Source organism: Mesorhizobium sp. WSM4832, from assembly GCF_055811115.1.
This window is the reverse complement of record NZ_JBVVQH010000004.1, coordinates 256,542-276,852: the sequence shown is the minus strand read 5'-3', so window position 1 is coordinate 276,852 and position 20,311 is coordinate 256,542. Positions and strand designations below refer to the sequence as shown.

Below are 20,311 nucleotides of genomic sequence, written 5' to 3'. Positions count from 1 at the left end.
GATGAGTTTCGATCTGCCACGCAACATCATCCTGCCGGTCGACGCGATCGACGTCCGCCTGGATCCCGGCCCGCACCCGTTCGCGGTGCGCAATGCAGAGGCGATCGCCGAGAACTGGCGGCAGGAGATCGCGGCCAATCCGGCGCTGTTCGACGGCACCGTGGTGCTGCTTTCAGAGCTTGCCTACCGAGACAATCGCCTCGTTGGCCGCTGCCATGCGGTGAAGTATTCGACCTTCCTGCTGTGGCGTAAACGGCGTGAGAATTCCGGCGCCGAGCATGCCTATGCGCATGCCATGCTGGTCGCCGGCGACAATGCGCTGGTGGCGATCCGCATGGGTTTGCATACGGTCAATGCCGGACGCGTCTATTTCGCCGCCGGCTCGTTCGAGCCGGTCGACTTCCGCGACGGCCTTGTCGATGTCGACTTCAACATGATCCGCGAGGTGGGGGAAGAGACCGGGCTCGACCTGTCGCAGGCTGAACGTGGGCAGCGCTATCATGCTCTATCGACGGCGAGCGGCACCGTGATCGTCCGACACTATCGGGTGGCCGAGCCGGCAGACGAGCTGGCGCGCCGCATCAGCGCCTTCGTCGCCACCGAGTCGGAGCCCGAGATCGAGGGGCCGGTTATCATCCGCAATGCCGTCGATCTGCCGGACGGGTTGATGCCGCACATGAAGCCGCTGGTCGAGTGGCATTTCGCCAACGGCAACTAGGACGGTCCTGGCTCTGTTGCCCTCTATTCATGCCGCAGCGCGTCGATCGGATCGAGACGTGCGCCGCGCAGCGCCGGGAAGAAGCCGAACACCATGCCGATCAGCGCCGAAAAGCCGACGGCGAGCAGGATGACGGCGGGGCTTGGCGCGAAGGGTATCGTCAGCGCCATCGAGGCGAGGCCTGCCAGCGAAAGCCCGATCAGGATGCCGATGATGCCGCCTAAGAGCGACAGAACCGTCGCCTCGACCAGGAACTGGATGAGGATGTGTTTTTCATGCGCGCCGATGGCCAGCCTGATGCCGATCTCGCGCGTGCGCTCGGTGACCGAGACCAGCATGATGTTCATGATGCCGATGCCGCCGACCAGCAGGCTGACGCCGGCCACCGCGCCCAGCATGCCGGTCATGGTGGTGGTGGCGCTGGTCATCGCATCGGCGATCTGGGTCATGTCGCGGATGGCGAAATCGGCATCGCGGTCAGGCGTGATGCGGCGCGTGTCGCGCAAAATGTCCTCGACGCGCGGCTGCAGCTCGGTGGTCGGCGTGCGGTCGTCGGCGGCGATGTAGATGTTGTCGATGTCACGGTTGCCGGCGATGCGCCGCTGATAGGCGTGCAATGGCATCAGGACGACATTGTCCTGGTCCTGGCCGAAGCCGGTATAGCCCTTGGGCTCGAGCAGGCCGATGATCTTGCAGGAGGTGCGGTTGACGCGGATGATCTCGCCCTCCGGATCGCCGGCGCCGAAGAATTGCTGGCGCACTGTTTCGCCGATCAGGCAGACACCGGCGCCGGCGCGCGTTTCGGAATCGCTGAATGGCCGTCCGGAAACCAGCTTCCAGTCGCGGGCGTCGAGATAGGCGCTGTCGGTGCCGGTCACGCCCGAGGTCAGGCTTTCGGTGCCGAAGATGACGCGGACCTGTTTTTGCGAGGCGGGCGAAACCGCGCGCGCGCCGCTCAGATGCGCGACCAGCGCGGCGACGTCCTTTTCGGCCAGCGGCCGTACCGCCTGGTCGAGACCTCCTGGGCCACCGGGTCCAGCCGGGCGGCCGGCGCGAACGACCAGCAGGTTGCTGCCGAGCTTCGAAATATCGGCCTTCACCTTCTCCGTCGTGCCGGAACCGATGGTGAGCATGGCAATGACGGCCGCGACGCCGATGACGATGCCAAGCAACGTCAGGAATGAGCGCAGCACGTTGCGGCGGATCGAGCGCAGCGAAAGGCGGACGGTTTCCCAGATCATGCCGCCTCCGCCTTCATCGTGTCGGAAGCGACATGGCCGTCGAGGAAACGGATGGTGCGGCCGGCATAGCCGGCGACATCGGCCTCATGCGTGACCATGACGATGGAGAGCCCGAGCTCGACGTTGAGCCTGGTCAGCAACTCCATGATCTCATGCGTGCGCGCCGTATCGAGATTGCCGGTCGGTTCGTCGGCGACGAGCAGCGTCGGCCTGGTGACGATGGCGCGGGCGATCGCCACGCGCTGCTGCTGGCCGCCCGAAAGCTCGGCCGGCGTGTGGTGCTCGCGCCCGACAAGACCGACCTCGGCCAGCGCCTGCATGGCGAGATCGCGGCGCTTGCGCGCGGCAACGCCGCGATAGATCAGCGGCAGCTCGACATTTTCCGCCGCCGTCGTGCGCGGCAGGAGATTATAGCCCTGGAAGACGAAGCCGACATAGAGGTTGCGCAGCAAGGCACGGCGGTTGCGGTCGAGCCGGCCTGCGTCGATGCCCATGAAAGAGTAGGTTCCGACGGTCGGTGTGTCGAGGCAGCCGATGATGTTCATGGCGGTCGACTTGCCCGAGCCGGACGGACCCATGATGGCGACGAATTCGCCGCGCCGGATGGCGAGATCGACGCCGGCCAGCGCATGCACGCGGGCCTCGCCCTGGCCATAGCTCTTCCAGACCTTGTCGAAAGTGATGAGCAGGGGAGCCGACACGGGTCAGCTCCGCTGCTGCGCGCCGGTGATGATCTGCGCGCCCTCGTCGAGGCCGGACGTGATCTCGGTCAACTCGCCGTCGGTCGAACCGATCTTGACGTTGACCGGATGCGGCCGGCCGTTCTCCAGCACATAAAGCGTGCGCGAGCCGTCGGTCGGCGCCTTCGTCGCTTCTGGCTGCCGGTTGGGGCGGCCCATGCGCCCGGTGAAGAGGTCGCGCAGGCTCCAGCCGCGGTCCGCCCGTTGCATCGGGCGATAGCGGAAGGCTGTCGAGGGAACGGTAAGCACGCCCTTGGCCTGCCGGGTGACGACGGAGACCGTCGCCGTCATTCCGGGCCTGAGCAGAAGCTCGCCATTGTCGACTTCGAGACGCGCATTGTAGCTGACGACGCCGTCGGTGGTGACCGAGGCGTAGGAGATGTCGCGGATCTCGGCGTCGAAGGGTCGGTCCGGGAAAGCGTCGACGGTGAAGCGGGCGTGCTGGCCGGGCTTCACCGCGCCGATATCGGCCTCGTCTACCGCAGCCTGCAATTCCATGTTCCTCAGGTCGGCGGCGATGACGAAGAGCACGGGCGCCTGCAGCGAGGACGCGACCGTCTGGCCGGGATCGACCGAGCGCGTGAGCACGATGCCGTCGATGGGCGCATAGATGGTGCTCTTGGCAAGGTCGGTCTGCTGCGCCTTGAGGTCGGCCTGGGCGATGGCCAGGTTGGCCTCGGCGCTGTCCAGCGCCGCCTTCGAACGATCGCGCGTCGCGGTCGCCGCTTCGAGCGACTGGTCCGTCGCCATGCCGCGCTTGGTGAGGGCCGCCGCGCGCACCACGGCGTTCTCGTTTTCCTGCAAGGTCACCTTGGCGGTCTCGACGGCTGCCGCCGCCGCCTTGGCGGAGGCGGTGGCGCGCTCGATCTGCACTTCCAGCTTGGCGGTATCGAGCGTCGCCAGCACGTCGCCCTTCTTGACCTGTTGGTTTTCATTGGCCGCGACCGAGCGGACGATGCCCGAAAGCTCGCTGGAGATGTCGACCTGGGTCAGCGGCTGCAGCGTGCCCGTGGCAGATACCGCGACGGTGAGGTCGGCGGTCGCCGCAGGCACAGTGGCGTATTCGATCCTGGGCGGCGCGGCGGCGTACCATTGATAGAAGGCAATGCCGGCTGCGACGATCGTTATCGCCAGCAGAGCGTAGAGCCAGAAGCGGCGACGCTTGCGGCTAACGCCCTTACGGTCGAGCCCAAGCGCGGCCTCTATGGAAGTATCGGATTCCGCGTTTGGCGGATTGACAAGCTGGTCCACGCTGGACCCCTATGCTGGAAATTGAAGTCCCTATCCGTGCACAAATCAGGCCTTAAGGTTCGAATTTCAAATTAAATTTCCCTCATGTTTGGATTGAGGCAGAAATTCGAGGCGGGGCGAAAGGTTTTCTCCATGGCGCGCAATTACTTGCTTTACGATGTGTTTACCACCGAAAGGCTGGCCGGAAATCCGCTTGCGGTGGTGCTCGACTGCGATGGGCTGGACACTGCCGCCATGCAGGCGATAGCGCGCGAATTCAACCTTTCCGAGACGGTGTTCGTGCTGTCTCCCGACAATCCAAAGCACCGCAACCGTATCCGCATCTTCACGCCCGATTATGAAATGCCTTTCGCAGGGCATCCGACAGTCGGTTCGGCGATCGCGTTGGCCGAACTGGCCGGCGAGGCGACCGGCATTTTCGTGCTGGAGGAGAATATCGGACCAGTGCGTTGCGCGGTGAGCAAGCATGGCGACTCGACCTTCGCCGAGTTCGATCTCGCGAAACTGCCGGAGCCGCTGGAACTCAAGTCCGATCCCGAAGCGATCGGCGCGGCGCTCGGACTTGCCCCGCACGAGATCGGCTTCGAGAATCACCGCGTCGCCTTCTGGTCGGCCGGCGTACCTTATGTGACGATTCCCGTTGCCGGACTGGAGGAGGCGGCCAAGATCAGGCTCGACAACCAGGCGTGGTCGGAGCTTGCGCCGCGCAAGAGCGAATGGGCCATGGCCAGCCCGTATGTCTATTGCCGCGAGCGGGTCCATCACGACAGCGCTTTTCATGTGCGTATGATCGTGCCCGGCAATCCGTCCTACGAAGACCCCGCAACCGGTTCGGCCGCGGCGGCCTTCGCCGGCGCCATCATGCATTTCGATGCCCCGACCGACGGCACCTCGCAGCTCTGGATCGAGCAGGGGCTGGAAATGGGCAGGCCCTCGCGCATCCGGCTCGAGCTCAATGTCGAGGCCGGAAAACTGGCCTCCGCGCGCATCGGCGGCCATGCCGTGAAGGTGGCGGAAGGCCGGCTTTTCATCTGACCGGTGCGGCAATTGGGCGATTTGTCGGGAAATGATCCGGCAGGGCTGGACATCACCGAAAGCGGCGGCTATATGCCCGCCGACGCTGGGTTTCCGGCGGTGTGGGTGTGTAGCTCAGTTGGTAGAGCAGCTGACTCTTAATCAGCGGGTCCACAGTTCGATCCTGTGCACACCCACCATTTTTTCTCATGATATTTCTCCTTTTTGGCCCGCCTTCGCGGCGGATTGAGCTGTTCAAGCTCAAGACCTGCAACGATCGGCCGTCAGACAGCTCTCATGACGATTGATGCCCAACTGGCGATCGCAGGATCAAGCCGTATGTGCCAATGCCGCACTAGGCCGTGGAAGACGACCCCTACGCCTGGAAGAATTCCTCGATGTCATCCAGAACGGTGATGGTTGCAATGATGTCCAACGGGCTGTCCCAGTCGACATGAAGAAGGAATTCAACGCCTCCTGCTTCCCCGCCGGCCACGCCGTGGGGGCCAACATTGGTCACATAAACATTGGCGGAGCCAAGATTTGGGCGCCCAAGCGTCTTCGGTCCGCCACCAAAGCCACCGAAGGCAGGTATAAACTCCGCTGCTGTTATGATCACCACAGAGTCTAGGTTGATCGGGTCCCAATTGAAGTTCTGACGAATTATACCCTTCATTCCCCGGTAAAGTACTCTAATCGAACGAGCCATGCCTTCCTCCGTTTGTGAAGAAACCTCAATACTGGAATAGTGACGAGGTACGATTTGGCATGGCGTCGGAGTTTGATCTGTGATGATAGTCACAAATCATCCGCAATTATTGGTAATAGGATCTTTAACTGATCTTGCGTCAGATCAGTGCAGCTGCCAAATCCGCTAAATTTAGATAATTTTAAGCCGATTTGTAGAAACAGAAATTGCGCAAGGGCGGACCAATCCGTTGGGACGTCCCGTCATTTTTCCGAGACGCCTGCCTCGGCGAAGCTCGCCATCCTTGCATGGCATTCCAGCGCCGAGCGGACGATGTTGACGGCAAGGCAGGCGCCGGAGCCTTCGCCGAGCCGCATGCCGAGATCGAGCAGCGGCGGCAGTCCGAGCGCCTCGAGCAGGCGGCGGTGGCCGGCTTCGGCCGAGACATGGGCGGCGATGGTGTGGGCGAGGCCGGTCGGGTGGAGCCTCGCCAGAGGTGCTGCGGCGGCAGTGCAGACGAAGCCGTCGAGCAGCACCGGCACGTTGTTTTTGCGCGCGGCGAGCGTGGCGCCGAGGATCGCCGCAAGCTCACGCCCGCCAAGGGCAGCCGCGATCTTCAAAGGGTCGGAGAGCGAATCGGCGTGACGCTCGAGGCCTGCCTCGATAGCGGTGATCTTGCGGCTCAGGCCTGCGTCGTCGACGCCGGTGCCGCGTCCGGTCCATTTTTCCGCGCCGCCACCGAAAAGGGCGGTCGAGATCGCCGCCGCAGGCGTCGTGTTGCCGATGCCCATCTCGCCGAAGCAGACGAGGTCGAGATCGTCGGTCACGGCATCGTAGCCGGCCGAGACGGCGGCGAGGAACGCTTTCTCGTCCATAGCCGGCGCTATCGTGAAATCGCCGGTCGGGTGATCGAGATCGAGCGGGATGACGTCGAGCCTGGCGCCGGCGATGCGTGCGAGCTGGTTGATGGCAGCACCCCCGTCGGCGAAGTTCGCCACCATCTGGACAGTGACTTCCGACGGATAGGCCGACACGCCCTGCGCGGTGACGCCGTGGTTGCCGGCGAAGACGAAGACTTTCACGGCATCGAGCCGCGGCATGTCGCGGCCCTGCCAGCGCGCCAGCCAGGCGGCAATGGTTTCCAGCCGGCCGAGACTGCCCGGCGGCTTGGTCAGCGTTTCCTGGCGGCGGGCGACGGCGCTTGCCGCGGTGTCGCTGCCGGCAGGCAGATCGAGGCAGGCGGCGCGAAGGTCTTCGAGCGATTTGAACGAGGATGGTTGGGGGGACATGGGGGCAAGGTCTCCAAAAAGAATCAAGAAAGGCAAACGGAAGCGGTAAGCAGCACCGCGATCTCGCCGAGCTGCTGCAGCGCGCCGATCGTGTCGCCGGTTTGGCCGCCGATCTGGCTGAGGCAAAGCGTGCGGAACGCCATGAAGCTCAGGCCGAGCAAGATGAGCGCCGCGATTGCGCCGCCGAGGCCGAGCGCCAGCAGCGCCACAGTGCCGAGCGCAGCGCCGACAAAGGCGGTCTCGGCGGTGACGGTGCCGGCGCCTGCCGACAGGCCGTCGCTGCGGGCCGGGGGCAGAAGGTGCATGAAGGCGCCGAACAGGCCGCGCGAGCCGGCATGCGCGGCGAGCAATGCCAGAAAGACGTGGCCGGGGCCGGCCAGCTCCGAAAGCGCACTCCAGCGAATGAGCAGCGAGACGCCGAGTGCCGCGGCGCCATAGGCGCCGATGCGGCTGTCGCGCATGATCTCCAGTTTCCGGTCGCGTGTCCTGCCGCCGCCGAAGCCGTCGGCGATGTCGGAAAGCCCATCCTCGTGCAGGCAGCCGGTGACGAGCATTGTCGCGGCAAGCGCGAGTGCCGAGGCCGGTCCGGTGGCGAGGCCGAAGACAGTGGCGATGGCATAGACGAGCGCGCCGATGATCGCCACCGCAAGACCGGCAAAGGGCGCCGCCCAGATCGCGTCGGCAAGGCTGCGGCCGCCGAAATCGCTCGAGGGAAGCCTCAGCCTGGTGAAAAAGACGAGGCTGAGGCCGATATCGTCGAGCACTTGCCGGGGTGCGGAAGGACCTCTCATGCGCCCCTCGCAATGGCATGGAAGAAGGTGCCGCTGACATGGCCACGCCGGTAGCCGGAAGCGCCGAGCGGATTGCCCTGGCCGTCGGCAAGATCGGCCAGCGGCTCGTCATTGCCGGCAGCAAGCATCTGCGCGTAGTGGAATTCGTGGCCGCGGATCAACGTGCCTTCGGGCCCCAGCGGGCAGGCGGCGCGCAGACGCGCCTCGCGATAGCCGAGGTTCATCTTGCGCTTGGCGAAGCTGGTCGAATGTCCGAGCAGGCCGAGCATCTTGTGGCTTTGCCCGTCCGCATCCTCCAGCACTTCGCCGAGCACCATGAAGCCGCCGCACTCGCCATGAACCGGCTTTGTTGCGGCGAACCGCGCCATTCCGGCCTGCAGGTTCGTCGCGGCCGCGAGCTTGCCGGCATGCAGTTCGGGATAGCCGCCGGGGAGCCAGCAGACATCGCAGTCCTGTGAGGGGGCTTCGTCGGCAAGCGGCGAGAAAGGCACGATCTCGGCGCCGGCCTTGCGCCAATGCGCGGCGACATGCGGATAGAGGAAGGTGAAGGCGGCATCCTCCGCCAGCGCGATGCGCTGTCCCGGCGGCTGCAATGCATCGCCGAAGTCGCCAGCCGCCGGTTCCAGCGGTGTCGCCAGCGCCAGGATGGCGTCGATGTCGAGCGACTTCTCGACCATGTCGGCCAGCCGGTCGAGATGCGCCATCAGGTTCTCGTATTCGCCGGCCTGGACGAGGCCGAGATGCCGTTCCGGCAGGTTGAGCGTCGGATCGCGCAGGATGGCGCCGACCACCGGCAGGCCGATCGCCTCGATCGCATCGCCCGACAGTCGCCGGTGGCGTTCGCTGCCGAGGCGGTTGAGCACGACGCCTGCCATGCGTACGTCCGGATCGTAAGTGGCAAAACCCTTGGCGACGGCGGCGGCCGTGGTCGACTGTCCGGAAACGTCGAGCACCAGAAGCACCGGCAGGCCGTAGAGCCGGGCGAGATCGGCGGCCGAGCCGGAACGGCCTTGCGGCGCGGGGATGCCGTCGAACAGGCCCATCGCACTTTCGAGGATGACGTATTCGGCATCATCCGTTGCCTGCGTTGCCAGCGCGTTGAGCAGGGAAGGCGACATCGCCCAGCTGTCCAGATTGACGCCGGAGAGGCCCGTGGCGGCCGTGTGGAAGCCCGGGTCGATATAGTCCGGTCCGGATTTCGCGCCGCGCACCTTCAGTCCACGCCGGGCGAGCGCGCGCAACAGGCCGATGGTGACACTGGTCTTGCCCGAGCCCGAGCGCGGCGCGCCGATGATGATCGCGCGCGCCGTCATGTCTGACCCGCCAGTGCCGCGCGCATGGCGACGATGCCGCCGACGACGATCAGCGCCGGCGAGGCGAGCCCGGCGGCCGCAGCCTCTTCTGCGATGGTCGCCAGCGTCGCGGCGATAATGCGTTCCTGCGGCGTGGTCGCGGCGACGATTACCGCCGCGGGAGTTGACGGCGCGAGCCCGCCCGCGAGCAGGGCGGCAGCGATCAGCGGCAGATTGGCCATGCCCATGTAGACGACGACCGGCTGGCCGGTGCGGGCGATCGCCGCCCAATCGAGGTCGTCATCGGTGCCGGCGGCGTGGCCGGTGGCGAGGATGATGGCCTTGTTGATGCCGCGCATGGTGGCGGGAATGCCGGTGGCGGCAAGGGCGCTGAGACCGGAGGTCAGGCCGGAGAGCACGCGGAACGGAATTCCTTCGCCCGCGAGCGCCAAAGCCTCTTCGCCGCCGCGACCGAAAATATAGGGGTCGCCGCCCTTAAGCCGCACGACACGACGGCCTTCACGCGCCAGCCGCACCAGCAGGGTGTTGATGTCGTCTTGTTTCATCGAGGGCTGGCCGCCGCGTTTTCCGGCGTAGAAAAGCTCGGCGCCTTCGGCGACCGCGACGACATCCGGCGAGACCAGCGCGTCATAGACCAGCGCGTCGCATTGCCCGAGTGCGGCCAGCACCTCCAGCGTCAGGCAGCCGGGATCGCCGGGGCCGGCGCCAGCCAGCCAGACATGGCCGGGCTCAAGCTCTCGCGGCTTGAAGTTCAGCCGCGCCAGCGCCTGCTCGATCGTTGCCCGTCCGTTCGTATTGGCGCTGCCGTTCACAATCCGTCCCGTCCGCGAAAACGCCGCTGGTAGTGGGCGTCATAAAGTGAGCTTTCGCCGAAATCCTGCGCTGCAAGCGCGCTGCCGACGAAGATGATCGCCGTGCGTTCCATCGGGCTTTCCGCCAGTAGCGCTTCGATCGTACCAAGCGTGCCGATCAGGATGCGCTCGTCCGGCCAGGAGGCGCGGAAGACGACCGCGACCGGGCATTCGGCGCCGTAGAGCGGCGTCAGATCCGCGACGACACGGTCGATGGCGTGGATGGCAAGATGAATGGCAAGCGTGGCGCCGGTGCGGCCGAAGCCAGCGAGCGTCTCGCCCGGCGGCATTTTCGAGGCGCGGCCGGAAACACGCGTCAGCACCAGGCTTTGCGCGAGCTCGGGAATGGTGAGCTCACGGCGAAGTGCTGCAGCTGCCGCCGCGAAGGAGGGCACGCCGGGCGTGAGCGTGTAAGGGATGCCGTGTTTTTCCAGCCGCCTGATCTGCTCGGCCACCGCGCTCCACACCGAGAGGTCGCCGGAATGCAGGCGGGAGACGTCGTGGCCAGCTTTGTGGGCAGCGACATACTCAGCCTCGATCTCGTCGAGCGACATCGGCGCGGTGTCGATCAGTCTGGTGCCGGGTGCGCAATGTTCCAGCAACTCCGGCGCGACGATCGAGCCGGCATAGAGACACACGGGGCAGGTCGCCAGCAGGCGGCTGCCGCGCAAGGTGATGAGGTCGGCCGCGCCCGGACCGGCGCCGATGAAGTGGACGGTCATTGTGCGTCTCCGCTAACGGCGATGGCGCAGGTGACCGGGCCGAGCACCGTGCGCGGGCCAAGCAGCTTTGCGCCCTTACCGGCGACGGCAAGGGCCGAGGCTTCCGAAACCGACGGCATGCCGGCAAGACGCTGCGAGAGGTTGAGCGAGGCGGCCCCCTCATCCGGCCCTTCGGGCCACCTTCTCCCCGCTGGGGAGAAGAGGCCGGCGGCGGCGGCAATCTCCTCTCCCCTCGGGGAGAGGTCAGCCGAGCGAAGCGGAGGCTGGGTGAGGGGGAGCGGCGGTTCGGAACCAGCAACATCTACCACTATCACGGGAAGGTTGAGCTCACGGCCGGCAGCAAAAATGGCCTCTTCGTTGCGTTTGAACTCGGCCGTTGCCAGAGCCGAAAGCGCCGTCGTCGCCAGGCCATGCGCTTCGAGCGCGGTTTCTATTGCCGCCAGCACGTCTTCGACGCCAACGCCCTTTCGGCTGCCGATGCCCGCGACCATCATGGCTTCACCCAGCTCCACTGCGTAACCGGCATGGCCGGTCGCCACGCCTGCATGGAACCGACCGGCGAAACGCGCGAAAGGGCGATGCGGGTCAGATCGCCGCCGCGCCTGTTGTGCTGGTCGAGAAGCAGCGCCTCCATTTCCAGCGTCACCGCGTTGGCGACCAGCCGGCCGCCGGCACGCAGTGCCTTGATCGCCTTCTCCAGCACGCCGGCATCGCTGCCGCCGCCGCCGATGAAGATCGCATCCGGCTTTTCCAGTTTGGCGAGCGCCTTGGGCGCGGCGCCTTCGACCACGACAAGGCCGGGCACGCCGCAATGCGCGGCGTTGCGGGCGATGCGGACGGCGCGTTCGTCGTTGGCCTCGATGGCGATGGCGCGCAGCGAGGGGTGCGCCAGCATCCATTCGATGCCGATCGAACCGGAACCGGCGCCGATGTCCCACAGCAACTCACCGCGCCTTGGCGCCAGCGCCGACAGCGTGATGGCGCGTATCTCGCGCTTGGTGATCTGGCCGTCATGCTCGAACAGATGATCGGCAAGGCCAACCGTCAAAGGCAGGATGCGCGCATCGGGCGTCGGTTCAATTTCGAGCGCCAGCACGTTGAGCGGGTTGATGTTTTTGAGGTCGAAGGCATCGGCGCGGGAGCTTCGACGCGCTTCATCCGCACCGCCCAGCGCCTCAAGGACCGTCAACCGCGAAGGGCCGAAGCCGAGTTCGTCGAGCAGTGCTGCGATGGCTGCCGGTGCGTCGCCGTCCGATGTGAGGGCAAGGATACGCGCACCGGGGTGGAGCAGGGGCCGGATCAGATCGATCGAATGGCCGTGCAGCGAGATGGTCTCGACGTCCTGCAAGGTCCAGCCGAGACGGGACGCGGCCAGCGACAGCGACGACGGCGCCGGCAGCACCAGCATCTCATCCGGCTTGACCTTGCGGGCCAGCGTGACGCCGACACCGTGGAAGAACGGGTCTCCTGAAGCCAGCACGCAGATTTTCTTGCCTTTGAGCGCCAGCACGTCGCGCATTTCGGTGTCGAACGGCGTTGGCCATTGGCGCGCTTCGCCCTTGGCCAAGTTCGAGACGAGCGCGAGATGCCGCTTGCCGCCGAACACGACTTCAGCCTGCGCGATGCGCTGCTTGGCCTCCTCGCCGAGACCCGCTACACCGTCCTCGCCGATGCCGACGATGGTGAGCCACCTTGAGGCGAGCTTGGCGGCGCGCGGACCCTTAGCAGGCATGATGACCCACCGTATCCTGATCCTCGGCGGAACGACGGAAGCCCGGCAACTGGCGGGAAAGCTCGCCCATCGCACGGATTTCTCGGTCACGCTGTCGCTGGCCGGGCGAACCGAAAGCCCGGTCGCGCAAGGCGTGCCGGTGCGTACCGGCGGCTTTGGCGGCGCGGAGGGATTGGATGCGTATCTTCGCGAGGAGCATGTCCATCTGCTGATCGACGCCACGCACCCCTACGCCGCTCGTATCTCGGCCAATGCCGCCGAAGCGGCGCGGCAATCCGGCGTGCCGATTCTTGCGCTGCGGCGTCCTGGCTGGGAGCCTGTCGCGGGCGATCGCTGGACGCTGGTGAACAGTGTCGCGGAAGCGGTTGAAGCACTTGGCACGCCACCGCGCCGCGTGTTCCTCGCAATCGGCCGGCAGGAGGCCGGCGGTTTCGAGGCTGCTCCGCAGCACCGCTATCTGATCCGCAGCGTCGATCCGGTCGAGCTGGAGCTCGCGGTGCCGGATGCGCAGTACGTCCTGGCGCGCGGGCCGTTTGCCGAAGCGGATGAACGGGCGCTGCTCGAAAAATACAGGATCGACGCGGTCGTTTCCAAGAACAGCGGCGGCGCTGCTACCTACGGCAAGATCGCCGCGGCGCGGGCGCTCGGCATCGAGGTGGTCATGATCCGCCGCCCGATCTTGCCGGACGTTTCCTCGGCTGAAACCGTCGATGCTCTGGCCGCGGTGGTCGATCATCTGTTCGACCCCGTTGCCGAACGCGGCGTGTAGACCAGCGCGGGTTTTTCGCGGCGCTTGATGATGCGGGTCTCGGGTGAACCGATAATGATGCAGGTCGCCATATCGGCCTTTGCCGCATCGGCATCCGCCAGCAAAAACACCTCGATGCGCTCGTCCGGCCGGCCGGCGGCGCGGCCGAAGATCACCGGCGTGGTGCCGGGCAGGATCGCCTTCAGGCATTCGAAGGCGCGGCCGAGCTGCCAGGGGCGCGCCTTGCTGATCGGGTTATAAAGCGCGATGACGAAGCCGGCGCCGGCCGCCGCCAGCAGGCGCAGCTCGACCAGCTCCCAGGGCTTCAGATTGTCGGAGAGCGAGATAGCGCAGAAATCATGGCCGAGCGGCGCGCCGATGCGGGCGGCAACCGCAAGCATGGCGGTGACGCCGGGAACGACCACAAGGTCAACGGCTCGCCACTCGGGAGGCCCGGCTTCGATCGCCTCGCAGACGGCCGCAGCCATGGCGAAGACGCCGGGATCGCCGCCGGAAACGACGGCGACGTTGTAGCCTTCGGCTGCCTTGGCCAGCGCTTCGTTGGAACGGGCAAGCTCCTCGCGATTGTCGGAAGCAATGCGGGTCTGGTCAGGGCGCAGCTCAAGCCGGTCGAGATAGGGCTTGTAGCCATAGAAGAAGGAAGCCTCGGCCACGGCATGGCTTGCCTGCGGCGTGACCTGGTCGGCATTGCCGGGGCCAAGGCCGATGACCGTGAGGCGGCCGCTCATGGCTTTGCTCCGGGGGCTCCGGGCCTGGCCGACCAGCCTGCGACCAGCACGATGGCGAAATAGGGCGCCTTGTCGTCCGGCTTTTCGGCAAGCCGCATCGAGACGCTGCCTGGCATGGTGCCGCGCTCGACATAGACGGCCTTCGCCAGCTTGCCGGTTGCTTCCAGAGCGCGGCGGATCTTCGGCAGATTGCGGCCGACCTTCATGATCACGGCGGCATCGGTGTCGGCGAGGCGTCGCGTCAGCTCGAACTCGCTCATCGTGCCGGGCAGCACGGTCAGCACATCGTCGCCTTGGACGATCGGCAGGCCGGTCGCCGACCAGCAGCCGGACATGGCGGTGATTCCGGGAATGACCTCGGTCGGGAAGCGGTGCGCGAGGCGCACGTGCAGGTGCATGTAGGAGCCATAGAACAGCGGGTCGCCCTCAGACAGCACCGCGACCATCTTGCCGGCGCTGAGGTGTCCGGCGACCTGTTCGGCCGACTGCTCATAGAAATCGGTGATCTGCGCGCGGTAGTCGTCGTGATCCTTGTCGATCTCGGTCGTCACCGGGTAGAGCAGCGGCAGCTCGATCATGTCCGGCCGGAAGCGCGCCTCGACGATGGCGCGCGCATTGCTGTTGTTACCGCGCTTGGCGAAATAGGCCACGACGTCGGCCTCGGCCAGCGCGCGCGCCGCCTTCAGCGTCAGGAGTTCGGGATCCCCAGGACCAGTGCCGACGCCGACGAGCCTGCCTTTAGGAAGAGCGTTCACAGGCCCGGCCTCGCCAATGCGTTGAGCGCGGCCGCCGTCATGGCGCTGCCGCCCAGCCTGCCGCGCACGATGGCGTAGGGCACGCCGTAGGAATTCTCGGCCAGCGCGTCCTTGGATTCGGCGGCACCGACGAAGCCGACCGGCATGCCGATGATCGCGGCCGGTTTCGGCGCGCCGTCGCGCAGTTTTTCCAGCAGATAGAAAAGCGCGGTCGGCGCGTTGCCGATGGCAAGGACCGATCCGGCTATCCGTTCGCCCCAGAGGTCGATGGCCGCGGCCGAGCGGGTGTTGCCGATTTCCCTGGCGATTTCGTGTGTGCGCGGGTCGCGCAGCGTGCAGATCACCTCGTTGCCGGCCGGCAGGCGGGCGCGCGTGACGCCGTGAGCGACCATCTCGGCATCGCAGAAGATCGGCGCGCCGGCGGCAAGGGCCGCGCGGGCAGCATCGACGAAGCCGTTCGAGAAAACGAAATGGCTGGCGGCCTCGACGTGGCCGCAGGCATGGATCATGCGTATCGCGACATCCGCTTCCGCCTCGGAAAAGCGCGACAGGTCCGCCTCGGCGCGGATGATGGCGAAAGAGCGCTCGTAGATCGCCGTGCCGTCGTGGATGTAGTCGTAGGCGGCCATGCTCAGTTCCGTCGATAGAGTTCAGCGATGGCGGCCGCGCCAAGCCTTGCCAGGCAGGCAGCCGCGGTTTCGCCTTGATGTCGTTCACTGCGGACTGCCGCCGCGATGCCGGCGACCCCGCGCGCGGCGTCATAGCCCGGCCTGTATCCGGCAGGAAGGGCCTTTGCCGTCCCGTCCACGACAAGTCCGGCTCCGTTTTCGTCGCCGACCAATGTCAGCGCTGCTGCACCCGGATGCGCGCAGCCCTTGGCGCAGCCGGAAATGTGCAGCGTGAGCGAGGCGTCGAAGAGATCGGCGCTTTGCGCTGCAATTGCCTCGGCGATGGCGCGGGTGGCGATGCGGCCGGAGGCGCAAGCCGGCGTGCCGGGACAGGCGGCGATGCGGGTGCGAGGGTCGATGGGGGAGGTGACGAAGCCGAGCGTGGCGGCGGAGGCTTGCAGGGAGGAGGGGGCGGAGAGACCGAGGAAGAGCAAGGCGCGGCCTGGGGCGAGGCGGATTTCGGTGGCACCGAGGTGCGAAGCTTGGCTGGCGAGATTGATGAGGGATTGCGCCGGCATGCTGCCGAAGGGTAGGCCGATGCCGAGGGCTTGGCTTTTGCTGAGTTTGAACGCGCCAATAGGACTTCTCGCAGGCCGGCGTTCCTGCGCCCCCCCCTCTGTCCTGCCGGACATCTCCCCCGCAAGGGGGGAGATTGATCTCTCATCTGGGCTTTCGCCGATCGCGGACGTTGCGCCAATTGCCATGTTTGCAGAAATGGAGCCTGCGGCAGAACTGCTGATCTCCCCCCTTGCGGGGGAGATGTCCGGCAGGACAGAGGGGGGGGTGACGGAGTGCCAACTTGCGAGTGAATTGAGCTGTCGCTCAGATAAGTCCCGTGTGTGTGCCTCCCGGCCCTTTTCGGCGACCATCCGGAGTGCGGCAACTGTAATGTCGCGCCCCGCATCCGCATCGACAGTGGCTAGAGGCTTCGCACTTCGCGCGTCGCCGGCAACCGATACGTTCCACTGGATGCCCGCATCGGCCCGCACCGCCTTCAGCCGCACGTCGGCCGTCACGGCATCCATCGTCAACTGTCCGCTGCCGTCGATAACCACCGACACCTTCGGCCCCAGTCTCGCCGTCAGCCCAACCTCGTCGATCGCCACCCGTATCCCCTCAGCCAGCACGCGCGGATCGGCAATCTCCTGCGGATCGATCCCCGCCAGCGGACCGGTCTCGACGGGCATCCCGCTGCGTACCGCGATGCCCAGCGCATCCACCTCACCTGCCAGCAGCCTCGCACTTTCCGCCGTCAGGCCGCGGATCTGCAGGCTGCCGCGCGCGGTCACTTCCATGATGCCATTGCCGTGGCGCAAGGCGGATTCGGCGAGTCCGATCAGTGACTTGGGCAAAAGTCCTCCAGCGACCGGATTGAGCCGCACGAGCAGTCCGTCGCCGGTCTGCATCGGCGCGCTGAGGGCAGGGCAGGCGCCGCGCCGCGAAAAGGCGTTCATGCCGCCACCCCGCTTGCCTGGGCCTCGGCGATCAAGGCCGCGAGATCGTCGTCGATGGAATTCCTGAGCGGGTGCCAGAGGCCGCGCCGCCGTGCCGACAGGAAGCGCTCGGCGATGACCTTCGCTGCCGCCGGGTTCTCGCGCAGGATAAAGGCGCGGACGTTCGCGTCGCCGAGATAGGCGTCGTGAACCGCCTCGATCAACGCGCCCGATATGGCGTGCGTGGTCTCGGCGAAGCCGACAAGACGGTCGACCGTCTCGGCGAATTCCGAGGCGCCGCGCGGGCCGTGGCGCATCTGGCCGGCGATGAAGCGTGGATTGACGGCACGGGCGCGCACCACGCGGGAAACGGCTTCGCCGACCGAGCGTGGCTTCGGTTTCTTCGGATCGGTCGTGTCGAGCACGATAACGTCGGCGTTCCTGCCGAGCGCGGCAAGCGCTGCCGAAAATCCGCCGATGAAGGCGACGTCGGCCGAGCCTTCGAGGATGTCGCGGCCCGGGTCGTCGCCGGTGTGGACGAGGAGATCGGCTTCGGCGATGCGGCCTTCGAAAGCGCCGGGCGCCGAAATGGCTTCGCCGTCTGCGCCGCCATAAGCGTGCGAGGTGGCATCGAGATAGGCGCGGCCGATTTCCTCGCGCACGCCCCATTCGCCGCGCGACAGCAAATCCTCGACACCGGCGCCATAGGTGCCGGGCGAGGTGCCGAAAATACGCGGGCTGACCTTGCCTTGGGCGCGGGTCGCGGCGGCGAGCGGGTTTTCGGAATCGTCCTCGTCACGGCAGGCGACCGCGTTGGCCGCCGCATCGATCAGCGCGATCTGGGTCGGGAACATGTCGCGGAACAGGCCGGAAATGCGCCATGTGACGTCGATGCGCGGGCGGCCGAGCGCTGCCGGCGGCAGCACCTCTATGCCGGTGACGCGGCCGGTGGCGGCATCCCATTGCGGGCGGCAGCCCATCAAGGCCAGGCCTTGGGCGATCTCCTCGCCGCCGGTGCGCAAGGAGGCCGAGCCCCAGAGGTCGATGACCAGCGAGCGCGGCCAGTCGCCGTGGCTCTGCATGTAGCTGCGCACCACTTCTTCCGCTGCCGCCTGGCCGAGCTCATAGGCGGTCGGCGTCGGCATGGTGCGCGGGTCGGAGGTGAAGAGGTTGCGGCCGGTGGGCAGCACGTCGGAGCGGCCGCGCGCCGGCGCACCGGCCGGTCCGGCCTTGATGTGGCGGCCGTCGAGCGCGGCGAGGAGGGCCGCCTTTTCGGCCGCTGCGCTTTGGCGGCGCAGCGGATCGGCTTCGTCTTCCGGCGCACGGCCATAGACATGAAGCCCGTCCTTCACGGCGAAATCCTTGAGGTCGCAAAGCCAGGCGTCGATGCGGCGCAGCGCTTCGTCCGGAGCATCGGCGCCGGCAACGCCGGCTTCGGCCGCCAGGCCGGACTTCAGCGCGGTGTCGACAATGAGCCTGGCCAGCCGATCGCGGCGGCGGCGGTCTAGGCCGTCGGCCTGAGCGTATTCGTCGACCAGCCTTTCCAGCCTCTGCTGGGCCTCGTCGAGGCCGGCGCCGGTCAGCGGCGGCGGCAGATGGCCGAGCGTGACGGCCGAAATGCGGCGCTTGGCCTGCGCCGCCTCGCCCGGATTGGAGACGATGAACGGATAGATGACCGGCAACGAGCCGGTGACGATCTCCGGAAAGCAGGCGTCGCAAAGCGCCACCGTCTTGCCAGGCAGCCATTCGAGCGTGCCGTGCGCGCCGACATGGACGATGGCGTGAATGGCGAGCGATTTCTGGAGCCAAAGGCCGAAGGCGATCAACTCGTGGCGCGGGGGGAGGGTCGGGTCGTGATAATCGGCGCGGCGGTCGGCGGAGCGGCCGCGGTCGGGAGCGAGCGCCACGGTGATATTGCCGAAGGTCGCAGCGCGGAAGGGGAAAGTTGCGGTGGTCGTTTGTGAAGGTTGGCGCAAACCTGTCTCTTCTGCCTTCCCCCATGCGGCTTCTACCGCGGCGGTAGCCTCTACCGGCAGGTCTTTGGAGAAGTCGAGATAGTTCTCCAGTCCCATCCCGCAGCCGCTGCGCTCCAGCACATCCAGTAACGCGCGCGGCGATTGCGGAATCCCGTCAACCGCATAGCCCTGTTCCTTCAGGTCCTGCAACATGGCGAGCACGCTCGACGGCACATCAAGCCCGACAGCGTAGCCGGTCCGTCCGGGCGCGCTCGGATAATCCGGTATCAGGATTGCCAGCTTGCGCTTGGCCCGTGCCGTCCGCTGCAAGCGGATAAACGCCGCGATACGCCGGGCAACTTGCGCAACCCGGTCTGCTTCCGGCCGGTTGGCGAAGGCGCGGAAGGCCAGCGCCGGATCGGTCTCGACCTCGCCCTTGAAGGAGATCGCACCGGCAAGGATACGGCCGTCGAGCTCGGGCAGGACGACATGCATGGCGAGATCGGCGGGCGCCAGGCCACGCTTGTTCTTTTCCCAAACCTCGCGCCTTGTCGTGGCGACAATCACCTGGAAGACCGGCACGCCGGCGCGGTCGAACACGGTCTCGGCGCCGGGTTCCGCTCCGGAGGCGAAGGCCGTGGCGGTGATGATGGCGGATGGGTTCAGTGAGGCGAGGGCGTTTTCGACGAAGGCCAGGGATGCTGGGTCCTTGAGGCTGGAGACGAAGATCGGGACCGGTGCCAAGCCTTCCGAGCGCAGCGCCTCCACCAGTGCGTCTATGGGCGCCACGTCGGCAGCAAGCAGCATCGAGCGGTAGAAGAGGATGGGGATGACCGGGGTGAGGTTGCCAGCGTCGCGTTCGGTCGCCCCCCTCTCTGTCCTGCCGGACATCTCCCCCTCAAGGGGGGAGATTGCTCTGTCGTTGACGGTTTCGCCAATCGCGGATGTTGCAGATGGCTCTTTTCCTGCAGATGAAGAAAAAGCGCCAGGCCCGGTGCCGGCCGATCTCCCCCCTTGCGGGGGAGATGTCCGGCAGGACAGAGGGGGGGGCGAAGGATCGCCAACGCTCGATAGGACTGGTTTTTCCACGACGCCCAACCCCGGCTCATAAAACCCGGCTTTCGGCACACCGACCGGCGCGGCCACGGCCGCATCCGACCCCGCCAGCCTCGCCAATCTTTGCACCAGCGCGCTCATATTGGCCGGGCCGCCTTCGCGGAAATAGCCGAGCAAGGCGTCCAACTCGGCGCGCGGCAGCGTCGAAGCTTCAATCAGGCGGTGGTCCTCGTCATGGCTTTCGCCGGGCAACAGCGCGAGCTCGATGCCGCGCTCGCGCGCCACCGCCGCCAGCTGGTCGCAGCCATAGCGCCACCAGTCATAACCACCGAGGATGCGGACCAGGATGACCCTGGCGTGGCGGGCGACGCTGTCGATCCACAGGTCGACCGACATCGGATGGCGGAGATCACGCAGTGCTGCGAGCCGCATCGAGGGCAGTCGTCCGGCGTCGGCTTTCCAGGCGGCGGCCAGTCCGGCGAGGTCGCTGTCGGTGAAGGACAGCGCCACGATATCCGCAGGCGTCTGCCTGAGATCGATCGGCTCGGCGAGATCGTCGAGCGAAGCGGATGTCGTGGTGAGGATATGCATCGTTGT

Annotated in this window: 19 protein-coding genes and 1 tRNA gene; 4 read left to right on the top strand and 16 right to left on the bottom strand. The window is 66.5% G+C overall.

Annotation, left to right across the window (positions count from 1 at the left end):
- Position 1: 1 nt before the first annotated feature.
- Positions 2–718, top strand: a complete 717-nt coding sequence (locus AC0L2L_RS08340) for a hypothetical protein (protein WP_473577447.1) — start codon at positions 2–4, stop codon at positions 716–718.
- A 23-nt stretch (positions 719–741) separates the two neighbouring features.
- On the opposite strand, the gene AC0L2L_RS08335 is transcribed toward AC0L2L_RS08340, so the two are convergent.
- From AC0L2L_RS08335 to AC0L2L_RS08325, 3 genes are read right to left on the bottom strand one after another with little or no spacing between them, the layout of a single operon-like run.
- Positions 742–1,959: an ABC transporter permease gene (locus tag AC0L2L_RS08335; RefSeq protein ID WP_473577445.1), complete on the bottom strand. Its 1,218-nt coding sequence runs from the start codon at positions 1,957–1,959 to the stop codon at positions 742–744.
- A complete protein-coding gene (locus tag AC0L2L_RS08330) occupies positions 1,956–2,660 on the bottom strand; it encodes an ABC transporter ATP-binding protein (RefSeq protein WP_473577444.1) in 705 nt (234 codons plus the stop codon). Before AC0L2L_RS08330 ends, AC0L2L_RS08335 begins: the two co-directional genes overlap by 4 nt.
- Positions 2,661–2,663: 3 nt before the next feature.
- Positions 2,664–3,950, bottom strand: a complete 1,287-nt coding sequence (locus AC0L2L_RS08325) for an efflux RND transporter periplasmic adaptor subunit (protein ID WP_473577442.1) — start codon at positions 3,948–3,950, stop codon at positions 2,664–2,666.
- A 132-nt stretch (positions 3,951–4,082) separates the two neighbouring features.
- On the opposite strand from AC0L2L_RS08325, the gene AC0L2L_RS08320 reads away from it, so the two are divergent.
- Positions 4,083–4,985, top strand: a complete 903-nt coding sequence (locus tag AC0L2L_RS08320; RefSeq protein WP_473577440.1) for a PhzF family phenazine biosynthesis protein — start codon at positions 4,083–4,085, stop codon at positions 4,983–4,985.
- A gap of 103 nt (positions 4,986–5,088) precedes the next feature.
- Positions 5,089–5,164 (top strand) — tRNA-Lys (locus tag AC0L2L_RS08315).
- Between the two features lie 176 nt (positions 5,165–5,340).
- Here AC0L2L_RS08315 and AC0L2L_RS08310 read toward each other — a convergent pair.
- The 8 genes from AC0L2L_RS08310 to cbiE form a co-directional block, all read right to left on the bottom strand.
- Positions 5,341–5,673: a hypothetical protein gene (locus AC0L2L_RS08310; RefSeq protein WP_473577438.1), complete on the bottom strand. Its 333-nt coding sequence runs from the start codon at positions 5,671–5,673 to the stop codon at positions 5,341–5,343.
- Between the two features lie 242 nt (positions 5,674–5,915).
- Positions 5,916–6,941: a nicotinate-nucleotide--dimethylbenzimidazole phosphoribosyltransferase gene (cobT, locus tag AC0L2L_RS08305; protein WP_473577437.1), complete on the bottom strand. Its 1,026-nt coding sequence runs from the start codon at positions 6,939–6,941 to the stop codon at positions 5,916–5,918.
- Positions 6,942–6,964: 23 nt separating this feature from the next.
- Positions 6,965–7,732 carry an adenosylcobinamide-GDP ribazoletransferase gene (locus AC0L2L_RS08300; protein ID WP_473577435.1) on the bottom strand — a complete coding sequence of 256 codons (768 nt, stop codon included), beginning with the start codon at positions 7,730–7,732 and terminating at the stop codon, positions 6,965–6,967.
- On the bottom strand, positions 7,729–9,045 hold the full coding sequence (locus AC0L2L_RS08295) for a cobyrinate a,c-diamide synthase (protein WP_473577434.1): 1,317 nt from the start codon (positions 9,043–9,045) through the stop codon (positions 7,729–7,731). Before AC0L2L_RS08295 ends, AC0L2L_RS08300 begins: the two co-directional genes overlap by 4 nt.
- On the bottom strand, positions 9,042–9,857 hold the full coding sequence (gene cobA, locus AC0L2L_RS08290; protein ID WP_473577432.1) for a uroporphyrinogen-III C-methyltransferase: 816 nt from the start codon (positions 9,855–9,857) through the stop codon (positions 9,042–9,044). The genes AC0L2L_RS08295 and cobA overlap by 4 nt, the downstream gene beginning before the upstream one ends.
- A complete protein-coding gene (cobM, locus tag AC0L2L_RS08285; RefSeq protein WP_473577431.1) occupies positions 9,854–10,618 on the bottom strand; it encodes a precorrin-4 C(11)-methyltransferase in 765 nt (254 codons plus the stop codon). Before cobM ends, cobA begins: the two co-directional genes overlap by 4 nt.
- Positions 10,615–11,112 (bottom strand): cobalamin biosynthesis protein, encoded by a 498-nt coding sequence (locus AC0L2L_RS08280; protein WP_473577430.1) that lies wholly within the window; start codon positions 11,110–11,112, stop codon positions 10,615–10,617. The genes cobM and AC0L2L_RS08280 overlap by 4 nt, the downstream gene beginning before the upstream one ends.
- Complete coding sequence (cbiE, locus tag AC0L2L_RS08275) at positions 11,109–12,350, bottom strand: precorrin-6y C5,15-methyltransferase (decarboxylating) subunit CbiE (RefSeq protein ID WP_473577428.1); 1,242 nt, start codon at positions 12,348–12,350, stop codon at positions 11,109–11,111. The genes AC0L2L_RS08280 and cbiE overlap by 4 nt, the downstream gene beginning before the upstream one ends.
- Before the next feature lies 1 nt (position 12,351).
- Between cbiE and AC0L2L_RS08270 the strand changes: the two genes are divergently transcribed.
- Positions 12,352–13,119: a cobalt-precorrin-6A reductase gene (locus AC0L2L_RS08270; RefSeq protein WP_473577426.1), complete on the top strand. Its 768-nt coding sequence runs from the start codon at positions 12,352–12,354 to the stop codon at positions 13,117–13,119.
- Here the strand turns inward: AC0L2L_RS08270 and AC0L2L_RS08265 are convergent.
- The 5 genes from AC0L2L_RS08265 to cobN are packed head-to-tail and all read right to left on the bottom strand — an operon-like array spanning position 13,083 to position 20,305.
- Positions 13,083–13,847, bottom strand: coding sequence for a precorrin-3B C(17)-methyltransferase (locus tag AC0L2L_RS08265; protein ID WP_473577424.1), 765 nt, complete (start codon positions 13,845–13,847; stop codon positions 13,083–13,085). The two genes, AC0L2L_RS08270 and AC0L2L_RS08265, sit on opposite strands and share 37 nt — an antisense overlap.
- Positions 13,844–14,602: a precorrin-2 C(20)-methyltransferase gene (locus AC0L2L_RS08260; protein WP_473577423.1), complete on the bottom strand. Its 759-nt coding sequence runs from the start codon at positions 14,600–14,602 to the stop codon at positions 13,844–13,846. The genes AC0L2L_RS08265 and AC0L2L_RS08260 overlap by 4 nt, the downstream gene beginning before the upstream one ends.
- The gene (locus AC0L2L_RS08255; protein ID WP_473577421.1) at positions 14,599–15,231 is read right to left on the bottom strand and encodes a precorrin-8X methylmutase; all 633 of its coding nucleotides are present in this window, start codon (positions 15,229–15,231) and stop codon (positions 14,599–14,601) included. The genes AC0L2L_RS08260 and AC0L2L_RS08255 overlap by 4 nt, the downstream gene beginning before the upstream one ends.
- Before the next feature lie 2 nt (positions 15,232–15,233).
- Positions 15,234–16,724, bottom strand: a complete 1,491-nt coding sequence (gene cobG / locus AC0L2L_RS08250; protein WP_473577419.1) for a precorrin-3B synthase — start codon at positions 16,722–16,724, stop codon at positions 15,234–15,236.
- Positions 16,721–20,305, bottom strand: a complete 3,585-nt coding sequence (cobN, locus tag AC0L2L_RS08245) for a cobaltochelatase subunit CobN (RefSeq protein WP_473577418.1) — start codon at positions 20,303–20,305, stop codon at positions 16,721–16,723. Before cobN ends, cobG begins: the two co-directional genes overlap by 4 nt.
- Positions 20,306–20,311: the final 6 nt, after the last annotated feature.